Source organism: Pseudomonas fluorescens (assembly GCF_902498065.1).
GTDB classification, from domain to species: Bacteria; Pseudomonadota; Gammaproteobacteria; order Pseudomonadales; family Pseudomonadaceae; genus Aquipseudomonas; species Aquipseudomonas fluorescens_BJ.
In genome coordinates this window covers 73,714-96,058 of sequence record NZ_CABVIR010000011.1, presented here as the reverse complement: position 1 = coordinate 96,058, position 22,345 = coordinate 73,714, and the positions used below count along the sequence as shown (strand labels likewise).

Below are 22,345 nucleotides of genomic sequence, written 5' to 3'. Positions count from 1 at the left end.
CCGCCGCCTGACACACCGCTTCGCTAGCAGGCTAGCTCCCACAGGGGTTCCGGGTACATCCGCAAGAACATGTCGGCTGTCAGGCCGCCATCGCGGGCAAGTCGGATCGCCGCACCGCCGCTCCCACAGGGATCGAGGCTTGCTCAGAAAACACGCCTCCAGCCAACACAACGTACAAAGCAAAAAAAGCCCGCTGACCTTACCGGTCCAGCGGGCTTTTCTTTGCGCGAAATCTTTAGTGAGCCGCAGCCTGCTCTTCCATCTTCTTGCGCAAGCTCAACGGACGCATGTCCGTCCAGGTTTCTTCGATGTAAGCCAGGCATTCCTTCTTCAGCCCGCTCTTGCCCACGGTGCGCCAGCCTTCAGGCACCGCTTTGTAGTCGGGCCAGATCGAGTATTGCTCTTCGTGGTTGACCACGACCTGAAAGAGGATGTCCTCGCGGTCGAATACTGACGTCATGGTGTCTCTCCATCGCTGTTAGGTTCGCTGCACTGCGCGCGCAGCCGTTATGTAGAAAGAACGTTCCGGGGCCCGGAAAATTTAGAGGATGGCGGTGGCGGCGGCCATGGCCCGACCAAAAATCTCCGCCACCCGATCAATTTCCGCAGCGGTAATCACCAGCGGCGGCAGGAAACGCACCACGCCACCATGACGGCCACCCAACTCCAGAATCAGTCCACGTTTCAGGCATTCACGCTGCACCAGCGGCGCCAGACGAGCGAAGATCGGTGGATGACCTTGCGCATCCGGCGCGCCAGTCGGGTCAACCAGCTCGACACCCAGCATCAAGCCACGACCGCGAATATCACCCAATTGCGGGAAATCCCGCTGAAGAATGCGCAGGTGTTCGCTCAAGCGCTCGCCCATGGCCGCAGCGTGTTCGCAGACCTTGTGCTCAACCAGATAACGCATCACCGCAGAGCCCGCCGCCATGGCCATTTGGTTGCCACGGAAGGTCCCGGCATGCGCGCCCGGCAACCAGGTGTCGAGCCAGTCGCGATACACCACCACCGCCAGCGGCAGGCTGCCGCCGATGGCTTTGGACATCACCACCACGTCCGGAATGATCCCGGCGTGCTCGAAGGCGAACATCTTGCCGGTGCGGGCGAAACCGCTCTGGATTTCGTCGACGATCAGCGCCACGCCCGCCTTTTCAGTGATACGTCGCAGACCGCGCAACCAATCGAGATCGGCCGGGATCACCCCGCCCTCGCCCTGAACGGCTTCGACAATCACAGCAGCCGGCAACTGCACGCCGGCCTCGGGATCGTTCAGCAGGTTTTCCAGGTAGTTCAGGTTGACCTGCACGCCTTGTGCACCACCGAGGCCGAACGGGCAACGGTAATCGTAGGGGTACGGCATGAACTGCACGCCACTACTGAGCAATGCGCCCAAGGGCTTTTTCGGCCCCAGGCTGCCCATCAGGCTCAACGCGCCCTGGCTCATGCCGTGATAACCGCCCTGGAACGACAATACGGTGCTGCGCCCGGTGGCGGTGCGCACCAGCTTCAGCGCGGCTTCCACGGCGTCGGTGCCGGTCGGGCCGCAGAACTGGATCTTTGCTTCAGCGGCTAGCGCCGGTGGCAGCAGACCGAACAGGTCCTGGACAAACTGGTCCTTGACCGGGGTGGTCAGGTCGAGGGTGTGCAGCGGCAGTTCATCGGTCAGCACTTGCTGGATCGCTTCGATCACCACCGGATGGTTATGCCCCAGGGCCAACGTCCCGGCGCCGGCCAGGCAGTCAATGAAACGGCGGCCTTCAACGTCTTCGACATAAATGCCCTTGGCACGCTTCAGGGCCAGGGGAATGCGGCGCGGGTAGCTGCGGGCATTCGATTCCTGCTGGTTCTGGCGCGCGAGCAATGGCGATTCGTTGAACTGATAAAGCGTTTCGGCCGGCGCCGGAGCGATCCGGGCCGACTGATCTTCCATAAGGCTGGTAGCGACTGACATCTCTCGACCCCTCAATAAGGTTTTCCTGTTCTGGAAACGCTTCGGCGCACCGAGGATTTAGACCCTTGATCAGCTTTTATGAAGGTGGCGTCAGCGCCTTGTGCATGGGGATGGCATGGAGTCCGGCGACGGTGAACGTTTCAGCACAGGGCTGATAACCCAGATGACGGTAAAAGGCTTCGCTGGTTCGGGTGCTGTTGAGTCTGACTTGAGCCAGACCGTTATCGATCAGCCAGCCTTCAAGATCGCGCACCAGCGCTTGCCCGGCACCCCGGCGAAACCATTCCGGTTGCACGTAACAGAACGCGAGCTTGCCGCTGATCGCCGCCATCGCAACGCCGACCGGTTTGTCCTGCAACAGGGCAATGTTCAGGTACAGCCGTTGGTCAGTCAGCCACGGTTGAATGTGTTCGATGGTTTTGTTGTGAGTCCAGATGGCGACAGTTTGCGGGTTGTTGCGGTGGTCGAGCGCACAACCGACGCGGATGGAACGCTCGACGATCCGGCTGATGATACCGGCGTCGGCAGGGGTTGCCTTGCAGATGTACAGGGGTGCATCCATAGCGCTGTGACCTCAATCCATTGAGAAAAAGCTGCCGGGGACGATAGCGTTGGTGGTCGTCGGAATGCCAATGGAGAGACGTTACATTTGATGTGCAACACAACCTCCCTGTGGTGTGCTCAGACCGGTTGCAGCGGCATAGTCAGCTCAACCCGCAAGCCATCCGGTCGGCTGTCGAAATGCAGCGTGCAGCCACAACGCTGAACAATCGCCTGGACAATCGCCAACCCCAGACCGCAGCCGGTGCTCTGGCCATTGCGCCAGAAGCGTTGGGTCAGGTGTTGCAGATCGTCTTCGGCAATGCCCGGGCCATGGTCGCGCACCACGAACTGCACACGGCTGCCGGTGGTCTCCAGACTCAGTTCCACCGGTCCGTCGTTCGGGGTATGGCGCAGGGCGTTGTCCAGCAGGTTTCGCAGCGCGGCAATCGACAGCACGGCGGGCATTTGCACCGGTGCGTGAGAGAGCTTCGGCGGCAACTTGAATTTGATCCGCTGACGATCACCGCTGGCGGCATCCTGAATCGCCAGTTTCGCCACTTGCTCGGCGCTGCATTGCACACCGTCGTCGAACGACAGGCTGCCCTCGACCCGCGCCAGCAACAACAGTTGCTCAAGGGTACGGTGCAGACGGTCGGCGCCCTCTTCCGCCCGGGCCAGCGATTGATCCCGTGCCGCGCCATCGGTCATGCGTGCCACTTGCAGGTGAGTCTTGATCGCCGTCAACGGGCTGCGCAGTTCGTGGGCCGCGTCACCGGTCAGCCGGCGTTCGCGCTCGATGGTCTTGCCGATGCGCTGAAACAATTGGTTCTGGGTATCCAGCAACGGTTGCAATTCGCTGGGCAGCGGCTGGATCTGCAAGGGTTCCAGCGAGTCGGCACTGCGGCGCATCAAGGCATCGCGCATGCGGTTCAGCGGCGCCAAACCCTGGCCGATGCCCAGCCACAGCAGGCACAGGCAACCGAGCAATGCCACGCCCACCGGCACCGATGCCGCCAGCAAAATCGACATGTTCAACGCTTCGCGCTCGATCTGCCGATCCGCTGTGGTAATGCGCAGATCGCCACGGGCCAGGGTGAAACTGCGCCACGGCGCACCGTCGATCATCTGATCGTGGAAGCCCATTTTCTCGGCCTCCAGAGTTTGCTGCGGATCGGTGTGACTGCGGGCCAGGATTTCGCCGCGCAGCGAGCTGACCTGACACGCCATGCCGCCCGGAATGTTCAGTTGTTCCGCGCTGAAATGGGTGCCCTCGCCCTTGGTCGGCAAGGCGGGCAATTGCTCCATCAGGCCGGCAACCATGCGCGCCGACGCCACCAGCCGCTGGTCGAGGGAAAACATCATCTGGTTGCGCAGGTCGCTCAGCATCCAGGCCGCTGCCAGGGCCCAGATCAGCGCAAATGCGGCACCCAAGGTGAGGCTCAGGCGCAAACGCAGGCTCATCACTTTTTCAATTCCTCTGCGCCATCGGCCGGCCCCAGGCGATAGCCCAGGCCGCGCACGGTCTCAACAATGCCATTACCGAGTTTGCGCCGCAGGTGATGGATATGCACGTTGAGGGCGTTGCTTTCCAGCTCGTCGTTGAAACCGTAGACGCTGTCTTTCAACTGCTCGGTCGACAGCACCCGGCCACGGTTGTGCAACAGCGCTTGTAACAGCGACTGTTCGCGCCGGGAAAGGTCCACCGGTTGGCCGGCGAGCGTGGTTTCGCGGCTGCTCGGGTCGTAGGTCAGGGCGCCATGCTCGATCAGGTTGACGCTGCGCCCCGCCACCCGTCGCAACAGCGTGTGCAGGCGTGCGGCGAGTTCGCGCAGGTCGAATGGCTTGAGCAGGTAATCATCGGCCCCCGCTTGCAGGCCGTCGACACGATCGATGACCGAATCCCGCGCGGTGAGAATCAGCACCGGGATTTCCAGACCGTTGTGGCGAAGCTGCTGCAACAGCTTCAGCCCGTCTTCGTCAGGCAGACCGAGGTCGAGCACCATGACGTCGAACTCGGCGACCTTGAGCATGGCGCGGGCAGCCGAAGCCGTGGCCACGTGCTCGACCGTCAGGCCTTGAGCGGTGAGACCGGCGACAATCCCGCTGGCGATCAGCTCGTCGTCTTCGCAAACCAGTACGTGCATGGTCAACCCTGTTGAAAAAAAGCTGATTAGGCCGGTGGCCGATTAAGCGGACATTATGCCGCAAGCGCCACGTCCACAAGGTTATCGCGGTTAATCATCGGTTAATCGCCGCCTCCCATTGTGCACCTCACTTGCAAAGGGATAAGGCTTACCCATGCGTCGTCTGTTTTTGTTTTTTGTTCTCTTGATCTCGGGTGTGGCCCAGGCAGGGACCAATCCGTTCGAAACCAAACCTGAATTCCTGCCGGTGGAAAAGGCGTTTGTCTTCACCTCCGAGCGCCTCGAATCAGGTGAAACACAGCTCTATTGGCAGATCACCGACGGTTACTACCTTTATCAGAAACGCCTGAAGTTCGATGGGTTGCCCGCCGAGCTGCACCCTGTGTTACCCGAAGGCGAGTCTCACAGTGATGAATTCTTCGGCGAACAGCCGGTTTATCGGCAAGGCCTGGAACTGAAGATTCCGGCGGGTGCGACCGGCCAGATCAAGGTCGGCTTCCAGGGGTGTGCCGATGCCGGGCTGTGTTATCCGCCACAAACCCAGGTCGTGGATCTGGGTGGCAGCGCTGTCACTTCGACGGCCAATGAAGCGCCGGATCAAGCCCTGGCCAGCGGCCTGCAACAACGGGCGCTGGGCTGGAGCTTGCTGGTGTTCTTCGGTCTGGGCCTGCTGCTGGCCTTCACCCCTTGCACATTGCCGATGCTGCCGATTCTGGCCGGTTTGATCGTCGGCAGTGGCGCTACGCCCAAACGTGGATTTGCCTTGGCTGCCAGCTACGTCGTGAGCATGGCGCTGGTGTACGCGGCGATGGGCGTTCTGGCGGCGCTGCTCGGCGCAAACTTGCAGGCGCTGCTGCAAAACCCATGGTTGCTGGGCAGTTTCGCCGCCGTGTTTGTGTTGCTGGCGCTGCCGATGTTCGGTTTCTTCGAGTTGCAACTGCCGGTGGCGTTGCGGGATCGGCTGGAGAACGTGTCGCGTAATCAACGCGGTGGCAGCCTGATCGGCGCGGGTGTGCTGGGCGCGCTGTCCGGCCTGTTGGTCGGTCCGTGCATGACCGCGCCGCTGGCGGGCGCCCTGCTCTACATCGCGCAAAGCGGCAACGCGCTCCACGGCGGGTTGATTCTGTTCGCCATGGGCATCGGCATTGGTGTGCCGCTGCTGTTGCTGGTGACGGTCGGCAATCGCTTCCTGCCCAAACCCGGCGCCTGGATGAACCTGCTCAAAGGCGTGTTCGGCTTCCTGTTCCTCGCCACCGCGTTGCTGATGCTGCGGCCGGTGCTGGATGAATCGTTGTGGGTCGGCCTGTGCGGTGCGTTGTTGCTGATTGCCGCCTACAGCGCCTGGAAACAGTCGGAAGGTTTCGGGCGTGTCGCGCATCTGTTCGGTGCCAGCTCATTGTTGCTCGGCGTGTGGGGCAGCTTGTTGATGATCGGTGCGGCGGGTGGCAGTGATGACCTGTTGAAACCGCTACAGGTCTATAGCACCGCCAATGCGAGCAATTTCGCCCGCCCGGTTGGCCACGATGCCTTCACCACGATCAAGGACCCGGCCGCACTGCAACGGGAACTTGACGCGGCAAAAGCTCAGGGGCAATGGGTGCTGCTGGACTACTACGCCGACTGGTGCGTGTCGTGCAAGGTCATGGAAAAACAGGTGTTCGGCCAACCCCGCGTGCTTGACGCCTTGAACGACGTGCGCTTGCTACGGCTCGACGTCACCGCCGACAATGCCGCCAGCCGTGAACTGCTCGGCCGTTATAAAGTGCCGGGACCACCGAGTTTTCTGTGGATCGGCGCCGACGGCGAAGAACGTCGCAGCCAGCGCATCACCGGCGAGGTCGATGCCGACACCTTCCTGCAACGCTGGACCACCACCCGAGACGCCCGTTAATGCTGACTTTTACCCTCGGCACGTTTGCCATCGCGCTTAACCACCTGCTGCTGATCAGTGCCCTGGCGCTGGCGACGTTTGTCGGCTGGCGGGCGGCCAAGCGTGGCGGCGAAAACCCCGAGTCAGCGCTGTTCAGCCTGTTCCTGGTGGGCATGCTGGCGGCTCGAATCAGTTTCGTCGCGCTCTACTGGAAGCATTATCGTGACGATCCGTGGCAAGTCATCGACCTGCGCGACGGTGGCTTTCTCGCCTGGCCGGGTGTGATCGCTCTATTGCTTGCCGCGGTGTATCGAGGCTGGCGTCGCCCGGGTTTGCGTCGTCCGCTGGGCTTTGGCGTAGCCAGTGGTTTGGCCTTCTGGCTGCTCGCGACGTTCTCCCTGAGTATTTACGAGCAAGGCACGCGCCTGCCGGACATCACCCTGCGCAATGCCGCCGGTGAAACCGTGAAACTGGCCGACTACAAGGGCGGGCCTCTGGTGATCAATCTCTGGGCCACCTGGTGCCCGCCGTGCCGCCGGGAAATGCCGGTGCTGGAAAACGCCCAGCAACATCGTCCGGACCTGACCTTCCTGTTCGTCAATCAGGCGGAAAGCATGCAAAGTGTCAGCACCTTTCTGGAAACCCAGGGCCTGAGCCTGTCCAACGTGCTGTTCGACGGCGGCGGTCGATTGGGTCAGGCGGTCGGTTCGATGGCATTGCCGACTACGCTGTTCTATAGCCCTGACGGTCGCCTGCTGGGCAGTCATCTGGGCGAGTTGTCGGACGCCAGCCTGGCCCGCGCCCTGGAAAACTTTGACACCCCTAATCCGGCCACACCTTCCACTTCTTCAAGGAAACTGCCATGCCCCGCCTCCGCCATCTGCTGACGCTGACCCTGGGCGCTGCCCTGCTGCACCTGCCGTCGGTACAGGCTGCCGAAGAACTGCCCGAGGCGATCAAGAAGATCGAAGCCAAGGGCGCGAAAATCGTCGGTCAGTTCGATGCCCCCGATGGCTTGCGCGGTTACGCGGCGCAGTACCAGAACCGCGGTATGGCGCTGTACCTGACGCCGGATGGCAAGCATGTGCTGCTGGGCAATTTATACGACGCCGAGGGCAATGACCTGAGCAGTGCGCCCTTGCAGAAACTGGTGTACGCGCCAATGGCCAAGGAGATCTGGGGCAAGATGGAAGCCAGCAACTGGATCGGTGATGGCAACAAGGACGCACCGCGCGTGGTGTACCTGTTCAGCGATCCGAACTGCCCTTACTGCAACCTGTTCTGGGAACAGGCGCGGCCATGGGTGAAGGCCGGCAAGGTGCAGTTGCGGCACATCATGGTCGGCATCATTCGTGAAGACAGTCCGGGGAAATCCGCGGCATTGCTGGCCGCGAAGGATCCGCAAAAAGCCCTGCAAGACCACGAAGGTGCCGGCAAGGCCAGTACGCTCAAAGCACTGAAAGAAGTACCGCCAGCGATTCAGGCGAAACTGGCGGCGAACATGCAGTTGATGGAAGACCTGGAACTGCAGGCCACGCCGGCGATTTTCTACATGGACGACAAGGGTGAACTGCAACAACAGCAAGGCGCGCCTTCGCCGGACAAGTTGGTGAAAATTCTAGGGCCGAAGTAGTTTCTTTCAGAGGTTTAGTGACCTCATTGGCCCCATCGCGAGCAGGCTCGCTCCCACATTGGAATGCATTCTCCTGTGGGAGCGAGCCTGCTCGCGATGGGGCCAGTCAAAACAACTAATTTCTCTCAGCCAGAAACTTCAGCAAAGCCTCAGTCACAAACGACGGATTCTCCAGATTGGAGATATGCCCCGCTTCCGGCACCAGCACACACGGGCAACCGATCAACCCGGCCATTTCCATCGCCTCCGACGGCGGTCGCGGCTTGTCCTGATCGCCACACATCACCAGCGTGGCGTCAGCCTTCAACTCGCCCAGACGCGGCAACAGATCATCCCGACCAAACGTGATCCGGCCCATCGGCACAATGCTTTGACGCAGGCGCTCCGGCGGCAGCGCAGCCAGTTTCGCGCGGAAATCCTGATACAGCGCCGACTGCGCATCGATGCCCGGACGGAAGAAGATCGGCACGACGATGTCGAGCAACTGCGGGGCAATCACGCCGGTGTCTTCGATCTGTTTGAACAGTGAGAAATAATACTGGCGGGTCGGTTCCGGTTCGACGCCGACGTAGGTGTCCATCAGTACCAGGCCGTTGATTCGTTGCGGAACTGACAGCGCCAGACGCACGCCCCACATGCCACCAACCGACAGACCGACCAGCGTGACCCGGTCGATGTCCAGATGATCGAGCAACGCCAGTGCCTGACGGGCAATGTCATCCAGCGATTGCGTGCCTTCGGGTAGCGGGCCTGATTCACCGTGCCCCCACAGGTCCAGGGCGATGACCCGGTATTGCTGCGACAGCGCGGCGATCTGCGGCGCCCACATGGCCTGGTCCCAGAGGTAGCTGCCGGCGAGCAGCACGGCGGGACCGGTGCCTTGATCGATGAAGTGAAGGGGTTGTCCGTCAATCGTAACGAGGGGCATTGACTGTTTCCTTTGTGAAAACTGGAGCAGGGAGACTGTGCTGCTGTGGTTCCACAGTCAACCTTGTGGTGCTTTAAGAGGCCCCATCGCCAGCAGGCTGGCTCCCACATTTGTCCTGCGAACACAGTTCAAATGTGGGAGCCAGCCTGCTGGCGAATAGGCCCTTACAGACGCTGGAGAATTAAAGCCCCTCCAACTCCGCCATCAAGTCATTCAACCGATCAACCTTGTCCTCGGTGATATCACTCGCCGCCAACCCGTCGATGTACTCCGCCAACTCTTCCACCGTGCTGCACTCGAACATCGCCCGCAACGGCACATCCCGTTGCAGCGATTTCTGCACACGCGACGCAATCTGCGTCGCCAGCAGCGAATGCCCGCCCAGCTCGAAGAAGTTGTCGTGAATCCCCACCTTCTCGACCTTCAACACCTCGGCCCAGATACCCGCCAACGTCTGCTCCAGCTCATTGCTCGGTGCCTGGTAATCCTGGCTCTGCAACTGGCCGATCTCCAGCGCCGGCAGTGCCTTGCGATCCAGTTTGCCGTTGGCGTTGAGCGGCATCCGCTCCAGCCACAACCAGTGCAGCGGCACCATGTATTCCGGCAGCTCGGCGCGCAGGCGTTGCTTGATGCGCTCCAGTCGTTCGCCCGGATTCAATGCCGAATCCGCGGCTACCAGATAGCCAACCAAGTGTTTGCCGTTCACGCCTTCCTGCACCCCGACCGCCGCTTCGCGCACTTCGGGTTGCTCGTGCAGACGCGCTTCGATTTCACCCAGTTCGATGCGGTAGCCGCGAATTTTCACCTGATGGTCGATCCGCCCGACGTATTCCAGCACGCCGTCACTGCGACGGCGCGCGAGATCGCCAGTGCGATACAAACGATCCCCCGGCTCGCCAAACGGGTTCGGCACAAACACCTGTGCGGTGCGCAGCGAATCGCTGACATAACCACGCCCGACACCGGTGCCGGCCACGCACAACTCGCCGACCGCACCCAACGGCACCAGGTCCAGCGCGCCGTCGAGCAGGTACAAACAGTTGTTGTCGGTCGGCGTCCCAATCGGCAGATAGCTGCCGCGGGTCGAGGCCATGTCGACACGGAAGAACGCCACGTCGTCCGAGCATTCCGCCGGTCCGTAAGCATTCACCAGCCCGATGTCCGGGTAGCGCAGCAACCATTGGTGTGCGAGCTCCGGCGGCATCGCTTCGCCCGTCGGCAGCATCCAGCGCAGCCCGTCGAGGCTCATGCGTTCCTGGGCAAGCATGCCCTGAATCAGCGACGGCACGCTTTCCAGCACGGTGATGCCCTGGGCCGACACATGCGCCAGCAAACCCTGTGGATCGTGGGCGATGGTGTTTGGCACGATGTCCACCCGCGCGCCAAACAACGGGGCGGCGAGGAACTGCCAGACCGAAATGTCGAAGCTTTGCGAAGCGGTCTGGGCGATCACATCGGTGTCGCTGAGGTTCAGGTACGGGACCTTGCTCAACTGGTTATTGAGCATCCCGCGCTGTTCGACCATCACACCTTTGGGCAACCCCGTCGAACCCGAGGTGTAGATGACGTAGGCGAGGTTATCCGGACCGCTGTAGAGGCCCGGATTCGCCACCGACACATTGCTCGCCTGCACCTCTTCCCACACCAGCAACCGTGGCCGATTGGCGCAACCGAATTCCTCCAGCAGCGCGACAGCCTGTTCACGACAGGACTGCGTGCACACCAGCAACGGCGTGCGGCTCAGGTCAATGATCCGGCTCAGACGCTGACTCGGCAGCCCCGGATCCAGCGGCAGATAACCCGCGCCCGCCTTGAAGCTGCCGATGATCATCCCGAGTAGGTCGAGGTTACGTTCGGCCAGCAACGCCACCGGTTGATCCAGCCCGACACCGGCCGCCGTCAACGCATGACCGAGACGGTTGCTGCGCTGGTTCAGCTCGACGTAACTGTGTTGCTGATCGAGGCAACGGGCGGCGATCCGTTGTGGATGCAACGCCACCTGCGCTTCGAACAACGCGACGTAGCTCTGCTCAAGCGGGTAAGCGTGTTCGCTCTGGTTACAGCCGTGGATCAGGAAGTCCTGTTCCTCGATACCGAGCAATGGCAAGTCCGCCATGTCGCCATGGAAACCTTCCACCAGCGCCAGCAACAAACGCTTGAACTCGCCGAGCATGCGTTCAACGGTCGACTCGTCGAAATAGCGCTGGTCGTAAGACAGGTGCAAGCCCAGGTCATCACCCGGATAACACACCGCCGTCAGCGGGAAGTTAGTGTGGGTCCGTCCCGAATCCGAGGTTGCATTGAGGCTTTGCGCGCGGTCCAGCACCGAGACTTCCACCGGGGCGTTTTCGAACACGAACAGGCTGTCGAACAGCGGTTGGCCCTTCGGCAATTCGCTGTTTTCCTGGAGGCTCACCAGCGGCAGGTATTCGTACTCGCGCAGTTGCATGTTGCTGTCGAGTAAATCGCTCAGCCACTGGCGAACGCTGCAACGCTGATCGTCCTCGGGCATTTTCACCCGCAGCGCGATGCTGTTGATGAACAGCCCGACGGTACGTTGCATCTCCGGCATTTCCACCGGTCGCCCGGCCACCGTGACGCCGAACAGCACGTCGCGATCACCGCTCAAGCGACGCAGCACCAAGGCCCACGCCGCTTGGGCGAAGGTGTTGATGGTCAGTTGATGGGCCTGCGCCAGTTCACGCAATTGCGCACCGTCGCGGGCATCGAGACGGGTGTAGCGATCGCCGACAATCATGCCGCCGCTGTCGCCGGCATGTTCACGCAGGAACGGCCGGTCACTCGGGATCGGCGTGGTCCGTTCGAAGCCTTGCAGGTTGGTTTTCCACCACTGCCGTGCCTCGGCCAGGCTCTGGCGTTGCAGCCAGCCGATGTAGTCGCGGTAGCGCGGCGGCACAGCCAACCGGGCTTCGCGACCTTCACCCAACGCGGAGTAGATTTCGAAGAAATCGTTCATCAGCAACGACCGGCACCAGGCATCGATGAGGATGTGGTGGTTACTCATCATGAACCAGTAGCGCGCCTCGCCCACCCTGATCAAACGCAGGTGGAACGGTGCCTGGTTGAGCAGATCGAACCCGGCTTCGCGCTCGCTTTTCAGCAGTGCTTGCAACTTCGGCTCTTGCTCGGCCTCGGCGATGGCGCTCCAGTCCAGATACTCGATCGGCGTGCTGCCCGGCTTGTGGATAACTTGCAGCATGTCCTCGCCGACGTTCCAGCAGAACGACGCACGCAAGGCTTCGTGACGGGCAATCACCGCTTGCCAGGCCTCGGCGAAACGCTGCGGATCGAGCGCGCTGTTGATGCGGTAGCGGTCCTGCATGTAATAGAGGCCGGTGCCCGGTTCGAGCAAGGTGTGCAGGAGCATGCCTTCCTGCATCGGCGTCAGCGGGTAGACGTCTTCGATGGCGGCGGCCGGGATCGGCAGTGCATCGAGTTGCGCCTGGGTCAGCTTCGCCAGCGGGAAGTCCGAAGGTGTCAGGCCGCCCGCCTCGTCACGCAGGCAATGCTCGATCAGGCTCTGCAATTCCCCGAGGTAGGCGTCCGCCAGCTCGCTGATGGTTTGCGTGTCGTGACGTTCGGCGCTGAAGGTCCAGCGCAGCACCAGTTCGCCGCCATAGACCTGACTGTCGACGCTCAGCTCGTTGGGCAGCGGCGCACGCGGATCGTGGGCGGTGCCGACGGCTTCATCGAGCGGTCGGAACAACGCGTCCGCGCCGAAGCTCTGGTCGAACTGACCGAGGTAGTTGAAGGTGATCGGCGCCACCGGCAACGCGGCCATGGCTTCACGGCACGGCGCATCGGCGAGGTAACGCAACACGCCAAAACCCAGGCCTTTGTGCGGCACGCCGCGCAGTTGTTCCTTGATCGCCTTGATCGAGGCGCCCTGGCCGGCGGCTTCTTCGATGTTCTGCGGGGTCAGGCGCAGCGGGTAGGCGCTGGTGAACCAGCCGACGGTGCGGGTCAGGTCGATCTCATCGAACAGCGCCTCACGACCGTGGCCTTCAAGTTGAATCAACGCCGACTCATCACCGCTCCAGCGGCACAGTACGCGGGCCAACGCCGTCAGCAGCAGATCATTGACCTGCGTGCGATAGGCGCTCGGTGCCTGTTGCAACAACTGTCGGGTGTACTCGGCGTCGAGGCGCACGCTGACGGTTTGTGCATGGCGATTCTGCCGCCCGCCCTCAGGCCGCTCGCACGGCAGCCCGGCGCTTGCCCCCGCCAGCTGCGATTGCCACCAGCTCAGCTCTTCGCGCAGGGATTCGCTGCCGGCATACGCCTGCAAGCGGGCAGCCCAGTCCTTGAAGGCGCTGGTTTTCGCCGGCAGTTTCACCGACTGTTCAGCCGCCAGTTGGCGATACACCGTTTGCAGATCGTCCAGCAGCACACGCCAGGAAACGCCGTCCACCACCAAGTGATGGATCGCGAAGAACAGCCGTTGCTGGCCTTCGGGACCATCGACCAGCAGCACCCGCATCAACGGCCCTTGTTCGAGGTCGAGGCTGCGCTGGGCATCGGCAAACAGTGCGGCGCATTTATCCATCGTCGACACACGCACCTGCCACAACACCGGGGCATCGGAGACCTTCTGGTGTGTGGCCGACCATTGACCCGCAGTCTGGGTGAAGCGCAGGCGCAAGGCGTCGTGCTGTTCGATCACCGCCAGCAACGCCTGCTCCAGCCGATGAGGTTCCAGCGCAACGGTCGGTTCCAGCAACAACGCCTGATTCCAGTGCTGACGCTCGGGCATGTCGGTGTCGAAGAACCAGTGCTGGATCGGCGTCAAACGCGATTCACCGGTGAGCAAGCCTTGCTCGGCCGTAACCTGCTCGGTGCGGCTGGCCACCGCCGCGAGGGTCTGCACGGTCTGGTGCTGGAACAGGTCACGCGGAGTGAAGTGAATGCCCTGCTGCCGCGCACGGCTGACCACCTGGATCGACAGGATCGAGTCGCCGCCCAGTTCGAAGAAGTTGTCATTGAGGCCGACCTGGGCGACGTTCAGCACTTCGCACCAGATCTGCGCCAGCGTCAGTTCCAGCTCGTTGCTCGGCGCCACGTAGTGCTGACGGCTCAGCTCTGGGTCCGGCGCCGGCAGTGCGCGGCGGTCGAGTTTGCCGTTGGCGGTCAGCGGCATGCTTGCCAGCAGGATCAGGTGCGTCGGCACCATGTATTCCGGCAGTTGCGATTTCAGGTGAGCCTTGAGGACTTCACGCAATTCGGCTTGTTGTGCTTGGTCCTGCCCGGCCACTTCGGTGACCAGATAGCCGACCAGTTGTTTGCCGCTTGGGGCGTCGAGCGCCAGCACCACCGCTTCACGCACAGAGTCATGGTCCAGAAGACGGGTCTCGATCTCGCCCAGCTCGATGCGGAAACCGCGAATTTTCACCTGATGGTCGATGCGCCCAAGGTATTCCACCAGCCCGTCGGCGCGCTGCCGCACCAGGTCGCCGGTGCGATAAATCCGCCCGCCATCCGCTGTAAACGGGTTGGCCACGAAACGCTCTGCGGTAATGCCCGGACGGTCGTGATAACCCTGGGCAAGACCGGCACCACCGACATACAACTCGCCGGTCGCGCCTTGCGGCACCAGTGCCAGATCGGCGTCGAGGATGTACGCCACGCGAGCACCGATCACACTGCCGATCGGCACGCTGCCCATGCCCTCTTCAAGCTGCTCGGGCGCGAGACTGGCCAACGGCATGACCACGGTTTCCGTCGGACCGTAGGCGTTGAAGAACAGGCTCGGCTTGAACGCGGCGCGAATCCGCTGCAGATGTTCGCCGGTCAGGGCTTCACCGCCGGTGATGCACATCCGCACCGGCAGGGTTTCGCCCTGCGTCGCCAGCCACTGCGCCAGTTGGCTGCCGTAGCTTGGGGTAAAACCGAGGATGTTGATGGAGTGGCGACGGATCAACCCGCAGATTTCTTCCGCGTCCCACTGGCCCTGAGCACGCAGGACCACTTGCGCACCGCTCAGCAATGGCACCAGCAGACGTTCGGTCGCGGCGTCGAAATTGATCGAATAGAAGTGCAGCTCACAGTCGTCCGGGCGCATGCCGAAACGCTCGATCACGGCACGGCAGTGCATGGCGATTTCACCGTGGGACACCACCACGCCTTTCGGCTTGCCGGTGGAGCCGGAGGTGTAAATCAGGTACGCCTGATGCTGCGGCAGGCTGATGAACGGCAGCTCGGTGGCCGGGTAGTTGGCCAGTTCCGCGGCGTCATCTTCCAGGCACCAACGGGCCACGGTTGGCGGCAAATCACCGAGGGCGTTGAACATCGCCGCATCGCTGAGCAGCAAACCGACGCCGCTGTCTTCGATCATGTAATGCAGGCGATCGAGCGGGTATTCCGGATCCAGCGGCACGTAGGCGCCCCCAGCCTTGAGGATCGCCAGCAGGCCGACGACCATTTCCAACGACCGCTCAAGCGCCAGGCCGACGCGAACCTGCGGCCCCACCCCACGCTCGCGCAACATCCAGGCCAGGCGATTGGCGCGGCTGTCGAGCTCGGCGTAGCTCAAGGTTTCACCGGCGAACGTCAGCGCCGGCGCATCTTTGCGCACCAGTGCCTGTTCGCTGAACAGGTGATGGATGCACTGATCCAGTCGGTGTTCGCCCGGCTCGACGCCGAGGCTGTCGAGCAGGTTTTGCTGTTCCGTGGCTTCGAGCAACGGCAGTTCACTGAGGCGCTGTTGCGGATCGGCCAACAGCGCTTCCAGCAGATTGCGCCAGTGCCCGGCCATGCGCGCAATGCGCGGTTCATCGAACAGATCGGTGCTGTAAGTCAGGCAGCAACCCAACCGATGATCGAGGTCGGTGACTTCCAGGTTGAGGTCGAATTTGGTCGCACGCGCATCGTTCGCCAGGTATTCGACAGTCATGCCGGCGAGCGTGCGGCTTTGCTGGAATTCCCAGCGCTGCACGTTGCACATCACCTGGAACAGCGGGTTGTAAGCGGCGCTGCGCGGTGGCTGCAACGCTTCAACCAAATGGTCGAACGGCAGGTCCTGATGGGACTGGCCTTCGATCACGGTGTGACGCACCTGCTCGAACAACTCGCCGACCGACATCTGCCCGTCGAGCTGGCAACGCAGCACTTGGGTGTTGAGGAACGCACCGATCAGCCCTTCGCTTTCCGGGCGAATGCGGTTGGCGACGGGCGCGCCGATGCGCAGGTCGGTCTGGCCGCTGTAGCGGTAAAGCAGCACGGCCAGCGCGGCGGTCATGGTCATGAACAGGGTCAGGCCGTTTTGCGCGTTGAAGGCGCGAACCCGTGCGGCGAGGTCGTCGCCCAGGTCGAAACGGAACAGCTCGCCCCGATGGCTTTGCACGGCTGGACGCGGACGGTCGGCGGGCAATTCCAGCAGCGGATGTTCGCGTCCCAGTTGCGCGGTCCAGTAATCGAGCTGGCGCTGACGCTCGCCGGACTCCAGCCACTGACGCTGCCAGACGCTGTAATCGAGGTATTGCACCGGCAGCGGCGCCAGTGGCGATTCGCGGTCATCGACGAACGCTTCGTAAAGCGCACTGAGCTCCCGGGCGAAAATGTCCATCGCCCAGCCTTCGGTGACGATGTGGTGCAGGGTCAACACCAGGTAATGTTCCTGCTCGGCGGTCTTGACCAGACAGGCACGCAACAGTGGACCGGTTTCCAGATCGAAGGGCTGATGCGCTTCGCTGTCGGCCAATGCCTGAACCCGCTGTTCGCGCAAGTCGGTGTCCAGCGCGGAGAAATCCTTCCACTGCATACGCATCCCGGTTTCCGGGTGCACGCGCTGTTGCGCTACGCCGTCGATGCTCGGGAACGTGGTGCGCAGGGTTTCGTGACGCATGATCAGCGCCTGCAAAGCCATCTCGAAGCGCCCGACATCCAGCACCCCGCGCAACCGCGCCATACCACCGACGTTGTAGGCCGGGCTGTCCGGCTCCATCTGCCAGAGGAACCACATGCGCTGCTGGGAATAGGACAGCGGCACCGGTTGGCTGCGGTCGACTTTCTTGATCGGTGGTTGCTTGTTCGTACTGCCGCTGGCCTGAATCTGTTGAACCTGCCCGGCGAATGCGCCCAGTTCACTGTTTTCAAACAATGCGCGCAGCGGCAATTCGACGTCACAGGCCTGACGGGTGCGGGAGATGATTTGCGTGGCCAGCAGCGAATGACCGCCGAGGGCGAAGAAGTCGTCGCGCAGGCCGATCTGCTGCAGGCCCAACACCTCACGCCAGATCGCGGCGATCTGCTGTTCAAGTTCAGTGACCGGCTCAATGTGTTCGCGTACCTGCCATTGCGGCTCCGGCAAGGCGCGGCGGTCGAGTTTGCCGCTTGGGCTGAGGGGCATTTCGTCGAGGCGCATCAGTTGCGCCGGGACCATGTATTCCGGCAGCTCGGCCGCCAGCGCGGTGTTCAGGCGTGCGGTTTGAGTGTCTTCGGATTCACGGGTATCGGTGGCGGTGTAGTAGCCGATCAATTGCCCGCCAGCGGCAGTTTCACGCACCAGCACCACCGCTTGTGCGACACCGTCCTGCGCCAGCAGGCGCGCTTCGATTTCTTCCGGTTCGACGCGGAAGCCGCGCAGCTTGACCTGCTGATCGAGACGGCCGAGGTATTCGATCACGCCATTGGCAGTCCAGCGTGCACGGTCGCCGGTACGATAAAGGCGTGCGCCCTGCTCGCCAAATGGATCGACGACAAAGCGTTCAGCCGTCAGGCCCGGACGCCCCAGATAACCACGGGCCAGGCCGATGCCGCTGATGCACAACTCGCCGGGCACACCGGCCGGCACAGGGTTGAGCTCGCTGTCGAGCACGCGGCAGATCACATTGCCCAACGGACGGCCAATCGGCGAGCGCTCGCCATCGGCCGCGCTGCACTGCCAATGGGTGACGTTGATCGCGGTTTCGGTCGGGCCATAACGGTTGTGCAGTTGCACGGCCGGCAGTTGTTCCAAAACGCGGTTGCGCAGTTCCGCCGGCAGGGTTTCGCCGCCAGAAAATACGCGGCGCAGGCTGGTGCATTCGGCGGTGAGCGGTTCGTCGATGAACAAGGCAAGCAACGGCGGCACAAAGTGCAGCGTGGTCACGCCGTATTGCTGAACAAGCTGGGCAATGCGATGCGGATCGCGGTGTTCACCGGGACCGGCAATCAGCAAACGTGCCCCAGTGATCAGCGGCCAGAAGCATTCCCACACCGACACGTCGAAACTGATCGGCGCCTTTTGCATCAGCACATCGGTGTCGTTCAGGCGATAGGTGTCCTGCATCCATTGCAGGCGTTCGGCGAGCGCCGCGTGGGTGTTACCGACGCCCTTCGGCTGACCGGTGGAGCCAGAGGTGTAAATCACGTAAGCGAGGTTGTCGCCGTGCACATGCAGGCCCGGCGCCTGGCTTGGCCAATTCTCCAGATGCAGCGCATCCATGGCGATCACGCTGACGCCATCGGTGGCCGGCAGCCGGTCGAGCAATTGGCTTTGCGTCAGGAGCAACTCCACGCCACTGTCGCTGAGCATGTAGGCCAAGCGTTCGGCGGGGTAATCCGGGTCCAGCGGCACGTAGGCACCACCGGCCTTGATGATCGCCAACAGACCGATCAGCAACTGCGGCGAGCGTTCGGCGGCGATGGCCACGCGGACGTCCGGGCCGACGCCTTTGTCGCGCAAGTAATGCGCGAGGCGGTTGGCCTGGGCGTGCAGTTCGGCGAAGTCGAGGTTGCCGCCGTCCCACATCAACGCCGTACGTTCCGGGGTCCGGCGGGCCTGTTCGCCGAGCAGTTCCGGCAGCCATTGGCTGGCCGGTGTGCACGGTGCGGCGCTCCAGTTTTCCTGCTGATCGTGCTCGCTGGGCGCCAACAATTGCAGATCGCCGACGGCCGTTTTCGGTTGCTCGCAGATGGCGCGCAGCAGGTTACTGAAATGCTCGGCCAACCGCTCGATGGTGCTGGCGTCAAACAGTTCGCTGGCGTAGTCGAACGACAGGCTCAGGCGACCGTTACGGTCTTCCTCGCTGTGCAATTGCAGGTCGAACTTGGCTTCGCGGCTGTACCACGGCAATTCTTCGGCGAGCAGACCGGGCAAGCGGCGCAATGCGCTCAAATCCCGTTGCTGGTGGTTGAACATGACCTGGAACAAGCCTTGTTCGCGAGCCTGCGGGAACGCTTCCAGCAGTTGTTCGAACGGCAAGTCCTGATGCGCTTGGGCACCCAAGGCCGCCTGACGGGTTTGCGCCAGCAGTTCAACGAACGGCAACCGCGAATCCACTTCGGCGCGCAGCACCTGGGTGTTGATGAAGAAGCCGATCAGGCCCTGGGTTTCCAGGCGTGGTCGGTTGGCGTTCGGCACGCCGATGCGAATGTCGCGTTGGCCGCTGTAGCGGTGCAGCAGGCTCTGGAACGCCGTGAGCAACAGCATGAATGAGGTGGAATCGTGGGCCTGGGCAGTCTGGCGAATCGCCTCGCCAAGGGGGGCGGCCAAACGCACTGTATGGCGTGCGGCGCTGTGCAGGTGTTGCGCCGAACGCGGATGATCGGTGGCCAGGCTCAGGGTCGGATGCTCATCGCCCAACTGTGCTTTCCAGTAGACCAGTTGCCGTTCGCCCTCGCCTTGCGCCAGCCATTGGCGCTGCCAACTGCCGTAGTCGGCGTACTGGGTCGGCAATGGCGCGAGCGTTGCCGTTTGCCCTTGGGACGCAGCGGCATACAGGCGCGAGAATTCGTCGATCAGCACGTTCAGCGACCAGCCGTCGGCAATGATGTGGTGCAACGTCACCAGCAGTTGGTGATTCTCATCATCAAGGCGTACCAAAGTCACCCACAACAGCGGGCCTTTCTCCAGATCGAACTGGGTACGCGCTTCGTCCTCGCGGATTTGCTGCGCGCGGGCTTCACGCTCGGCGACGGGCAAATCGCTGATGTCGATCAGTTGCAGGTTGAATTCGCCAGCGGCATCGACCTGTTGCAGCGCCACGCCGTCACGCTCGAAGAAGCGTGTGCGCAGGGATTCGTGGCGTTCGATCAGTTGCTGGAAACTGGCGCGCAAGGCGTCTTCGTCCAGTTCACCGCGCAAACGCAAGGCACCGGGAATGTTGTAGGCGCTGCTGTGCGGGTCGAGCTGCCAAGTGATCCACAGACGGTTTTGCGCGAGGGATTGCGGCAGCGCTTCACTGCGCGACAACGTGCCGATCGCGCCTTGGGCCAGGCCGCCGTCCTGTTGTTGCTGCGCGACCGCGGCGGTAAACGCGCCGAGCGTTGGCGCTTCGAACAACAGGCGCAGGTTCAGCTCCAGACCGAGTTCTTCGCGCAAACGCGCCACCACCTGAGTGGCGGCGATGGAGTTGCCGCCGAGCAGGAAGAAGTGGTCATCGGCGTTGACCTGCTTGACCTGCAACTGCTCAGACCAGATCTGGCCGATCAGGGTTTGCAACTCGGAAGCCGACTCGGTTGTTGCTTGGTTTTCAGGGGTCGCCGACGGGAACACCGCGTAGCTGTCGAGACTGCCCTCCGCCAGGCGATTACGGCATGCCGAGCGTTGCAGTTTGCCGCTGGAAGTCTTGGGCAATGCCCCCGGATTGAGCAACACCACCACGCTCGGCGCTTCCTGATACACCTCGGCCACAGCTTGGCGAATGGCTTTGATCAGCGCTTCGGGCGGGAGGATTTTCTGCACGCTGCGGCTGATTTCCGCGGCGATGCCGATGCCTTCCTGACCGTCGATGTTCACCGCGAATGCAGCGACGCGACCTTTGCGCACCACTTCCACTTCTCGCTCGATGGTCTGCTCGATGTCTTGCGGGTACAGATTGTGCCCGCGAACGATCAGCATGTCCTTCAGGCGACCGGTGATGAACAGCTCACCGTCGCGCATGAAACCCAGGTCGCCGGTGCGCAGCCAGGTTTTTCCGGCGTGCTGGACGAAGGTCTTGGCGCTGGCCTCGAGGTTGCGCCAGTAGCCGTGGGCGATGCTCGGCCCGGTGGCCCAGACTTCGCCGACCGCGTTGTCGGCCAGCTCGGTAAGCGCCGACGGATCGACAATCAGTACCGCGTGATCCGGCTGGCTGATGCCGCAACTCATGATCGCGCTGCCTTCGCCCGGTTCGGCGCGATGTTGCGCCAACGCCTGATCGTCCACCCGCAGATTTCCGATGCCTTCGCCACGCGGTGTGCCGGCGACGAACAACGTGGCTTCCGCCAAACCGTAGGACGCCATGAAACTGTCCGGGGTGAAACCGCAGGTCGCGAACTTCTCGGCGAAGCGGTCCAGAGTGTCGAGACGAATCGGTTCGGAACCGGAATACGCCACGCGCCAGGCGCTGAGGTCGAGGCGCTCCAGCGCCGATTCGCTGACCCGCTCGCTGCACAGTCGATAGGCAAAATCCGGCCCGCCGCTGATGGTCCCGCCGTACTCGCTGATCGCTTCGAGCCAGCGCAACGGCCGGCCGAGGAAGTACACCGGCGACATCAACACGCACGGCACGCCGCTGAAAATGGGTTGCAACAGACCGCCAATCAAACCCATGTCGTGGTACAGCGGCAGCCAGCTGACGATCACGTCATCCGGGTTCAGGTCGATGCCGAAACCGTGGCGGATCAGCCGTTCGTTGGCGACCAGGTTGCCATGGCTGACTTGCACGCCTTTTGGCAACGCGGTCGAGCCGGAGGTGTATTGCAGGAAGGCGATGTGATCGCCTTCGAGATTTGGTTCGATCCACTTTGTGGCCAGTTCACCGTCGAGGGTGTCGACGCACAGCAGCGGTGGCGCGCCTTCGATGTGCAGTAACGCGTCGCGCAGGCCGGCGCTGGTCAATAGCAGACGCGGTTCGGCGTCGCTGATGATCGACAGCAGGCGATCCTGATGGTGGCGCTTGGCCGATTCCGGCGGATAGGCCGGCACCGCAATCACGCCCGCATACAGGCAACCAAAAAACGCCGCGACGTAATCCGGACCGCTGGGAAACAGCAGCACCGCACGATCGCCGAAATCAGTTTCGGCCTGCAACGCGCCGGCAATGGTGCGCGCCCGTTGATCCAGTTCGCGATAGCTGAGTACCACCGACTGATCCGGGGTTTCGGCGAGAAAACGCAAGGCCACCCGATCCGGCGTCAGGGCCGCGCGGCGCTGAAGGGCTTGGACCAGTGTGCCAGGTATTTCGAACGCGTCGGTCATGAGGTTTCCTGCCTGAATTCGGCTTGCAAGTGGAATCGGTTTTCTGACGTCACGCCCCTTCAGGGGCATGCAGGACGCGGTCTTCGCCGACCG

Annotated in this window: 10 protein-coding genes; 3 read left to right on the top strand and 7 right to left on the bottom strand. The window is 62.5% G+C overall.

Going from position 1 to position 22,345, the window contains the following annotated elements:
* Positions 1 to 235: 235 nt before the first annotated feature.
* From F8N43_RS27935 to F8N43_RS27915, 5 genes are all read right to left on the bottom strand, one after another.
* Positions 236 to 460: an MbtH family protein gene (locus tag F8N43_RS27935; protein ID WP_150632186.1), complete on the bottom strand. Its 225-nt coding sequence runs from the start codon at positions 458 to 460 to the stop codon at positions 236 to 238.
* Positions 461 to 541: 81 nt separating this feature from the next.
* Complete coding sequence (locus F8N43_RS27930; RefSeq protein ID WP_150654656.1) at positions 542 to 1,954, bottom strand: aspartate aminotransferase family protein; 1,413 nt, start codon at positions 1,952 to 1,954, stop codon at positions 542 to 544.
* Between the two features lie 76 nt (positions 1,955 to 2,030).
* Complete coding sequence (locus tag F8N43_RS27925) at positions 2,031 to 2,516, bottom strand: GNAT family N-acetyltransferase (RefSeq protein ID WP_150635809.1); 486 nt, start codon at positions 2,514 to 2,516, stop codon at positions 2,031 to 2,033.
* Positions 2,517 to 2,635: 119 nt separating this feature from the next.
* Positions 2,636 to 3,961 (bottom strand): ATP-binding protein, encoded by a 1,326-nt coding sequence (locus F8N43_RS27920; RefSeq protein ID WP_150635811.1) that lies wholly within the window; start codon positions 3,959 to 3,961, stop codon positions 2,636 to 2,638.
* Positions 3,958 to 4,641, bottom strand: coding sequence for a response regulator (locus tag F8N43_RS27915; protein ID WP_150635813.1), 684 nt, complete (start codon positions 4,639 to 4,641; stop codon positions 3,958 to 3,960). Before F8N43_RS27915 ends, F8N43_RS27920 begins: the two co-directional genes overlap by 4 nt.
* A gap of 154 nt (positions 4,642 to 4,795) precedes the next feature.
* On the opposite strand from F8N43_RS27915, the gene dsbD reads away from it, so the two are divergent.
* From dsbD to dsbG, 3 genes are read left to right on the top strand one after another with little or no spacing between them, the layout of a single operon-like run.
* Complete coding sequence (gene dsbD / locus F8N43_RS27910; RefSeq protein WP_150654655.1) at positions 4,796 to 6,532, top strand: protein-disulfide reductase DsbD; 1,737 nt, start codon at positions 4,796 to 4,798, stop codon at positions 6,530 to 6,532.
* Positions 6,532 to 7,398, top strand: coding sequence for a TlpA disulfide reductase family protein (locus F8N43_RS27905; RefSeq protein WP_150632191.1), 867 nt, complete (start codon positions 6,532 to 6,534; stop codon positions 7,396 to 7,398). Before dsbD ends, F8N43_RS27905 begins: the two co-directional genes overlap by 1 nt.
* Positions 7,374 to 8,144, top strand: a complete 771-nt coding sequence (dsbG, locus tag F8N43_RS27900) for a thiol:disulfide interchange protein DsbG (protein ID WP_150632192.1) — start codon at positions 7,374 to 7,376, stop codon at positions 8,142 to 8,144. The genes F8N43_RS27905 and dsbG overlap by 25 nt, the downstream gene beginning before the upstream one ends.
* A gap of 115 nt (positions 8,145 to 8,259) precedes the next feature.
* On the opposite strand, the gene F8N43_RS27895 is transcribed toward dsbG, so the two are convergent.
* Both F8N43_RS27895 and F8N43_RS27890 read right to left on the bottom strand, forming a co-directional pair.
* The gene (locus tag F8N43_RS27895; protein WP_150654654.1) at positions 8,260 to 9,072 is read right to left on the bottom strand and encodes an alpha/beta fold hydrolase; all 813 of its coding nucleotides are present in this window, start codon (positions 9,070 to 9,072) and stop codon (positions 8,260 to 8,262) included.
* A 181-nt stretch (positions 9,073 to 9,253) separates the two neighbouring features.
* Entirely contained in the window at positions 9,254 to 22,252 is a 12,999-nt protein-coding gene (locus F8N43_RS27890) for a non-ribosomal peptide synthetase (protein ID WP_150654653.1), read from the bottom strand.
* Positions 22,253 to 22,345: the final 93 nt, after the last annotated feature.

What these genes read in the sequence shown, in the direction of transcription:
- F8N43_RS27905 (WP_150632191.1), top strand. Translation starts at nt 6,532, where the DNA reads ATGCTGACTTTTACCCTCGGCACGTTTGCCATCGCGCTTAACCACCTG.
- F8N43_RS27925 (WP_150635809.1), bottom strand. Translation starts at nt 2,516, where the DNA reads ATGGATGCACCCCTGTACATCTGCAAGGCAACCCCTGCCGACGCCGGT.
- F8N43_RS27935 (WP_150632186.1), bottom strand. Translation starts at nt 460, where the DNA reads ATGACGTCAGTATTCGACCGCGAGGACATCCTCTTTCAGGTCGTGGTC.
- F8N43_RS27895 (WP_150654654.1), bottom strand. Translation starts at nt 9,072, where the DNA reads ATGCCCCTCGTTACGATTGACGGACAACCCCTTCACTTCATCGATCAA.
- F8N43_RS27890 (WP_150654653.1), bottom strand. Translation starts at nt 22,252, where the DNA reads ATGACCGACGCGTTCGAAATACCTGGCACACTGGTCCAAGCCCTTCAG.
- dsbD (WP_150654655.1), top strand. Translation starts at nt 4,796, where the DNA reads ATGCGTCGTCTGTTTTTGTTTTTTGTTCTCTTGATCTCGGGTGTGGCC.
- F8N43_RS27930 (WP_150654656.1), bottom strand. Translation starts at nt 1,954, where the DNA reads ATGTCAGTCGCTACCAGCCTTATGGAAGATCAGTCGGCCCGGATCGCT.
- F8N43_RS27915 (WP_150635813.1), bottom strand. Translation starts at nt 4,641, where the DNA reads ATGCACGTACTGGTTTGCGAAGACGACGAGCTGATCGCCAGCGGGATT.
- dsbG (WP_150632192.1), top strand. Translation starts at nt 7,374, where the DNA reads ATGCCCCGCCTCCGCCATCTGCTGACGCTGACCCTGGGCGCTGCCCTG.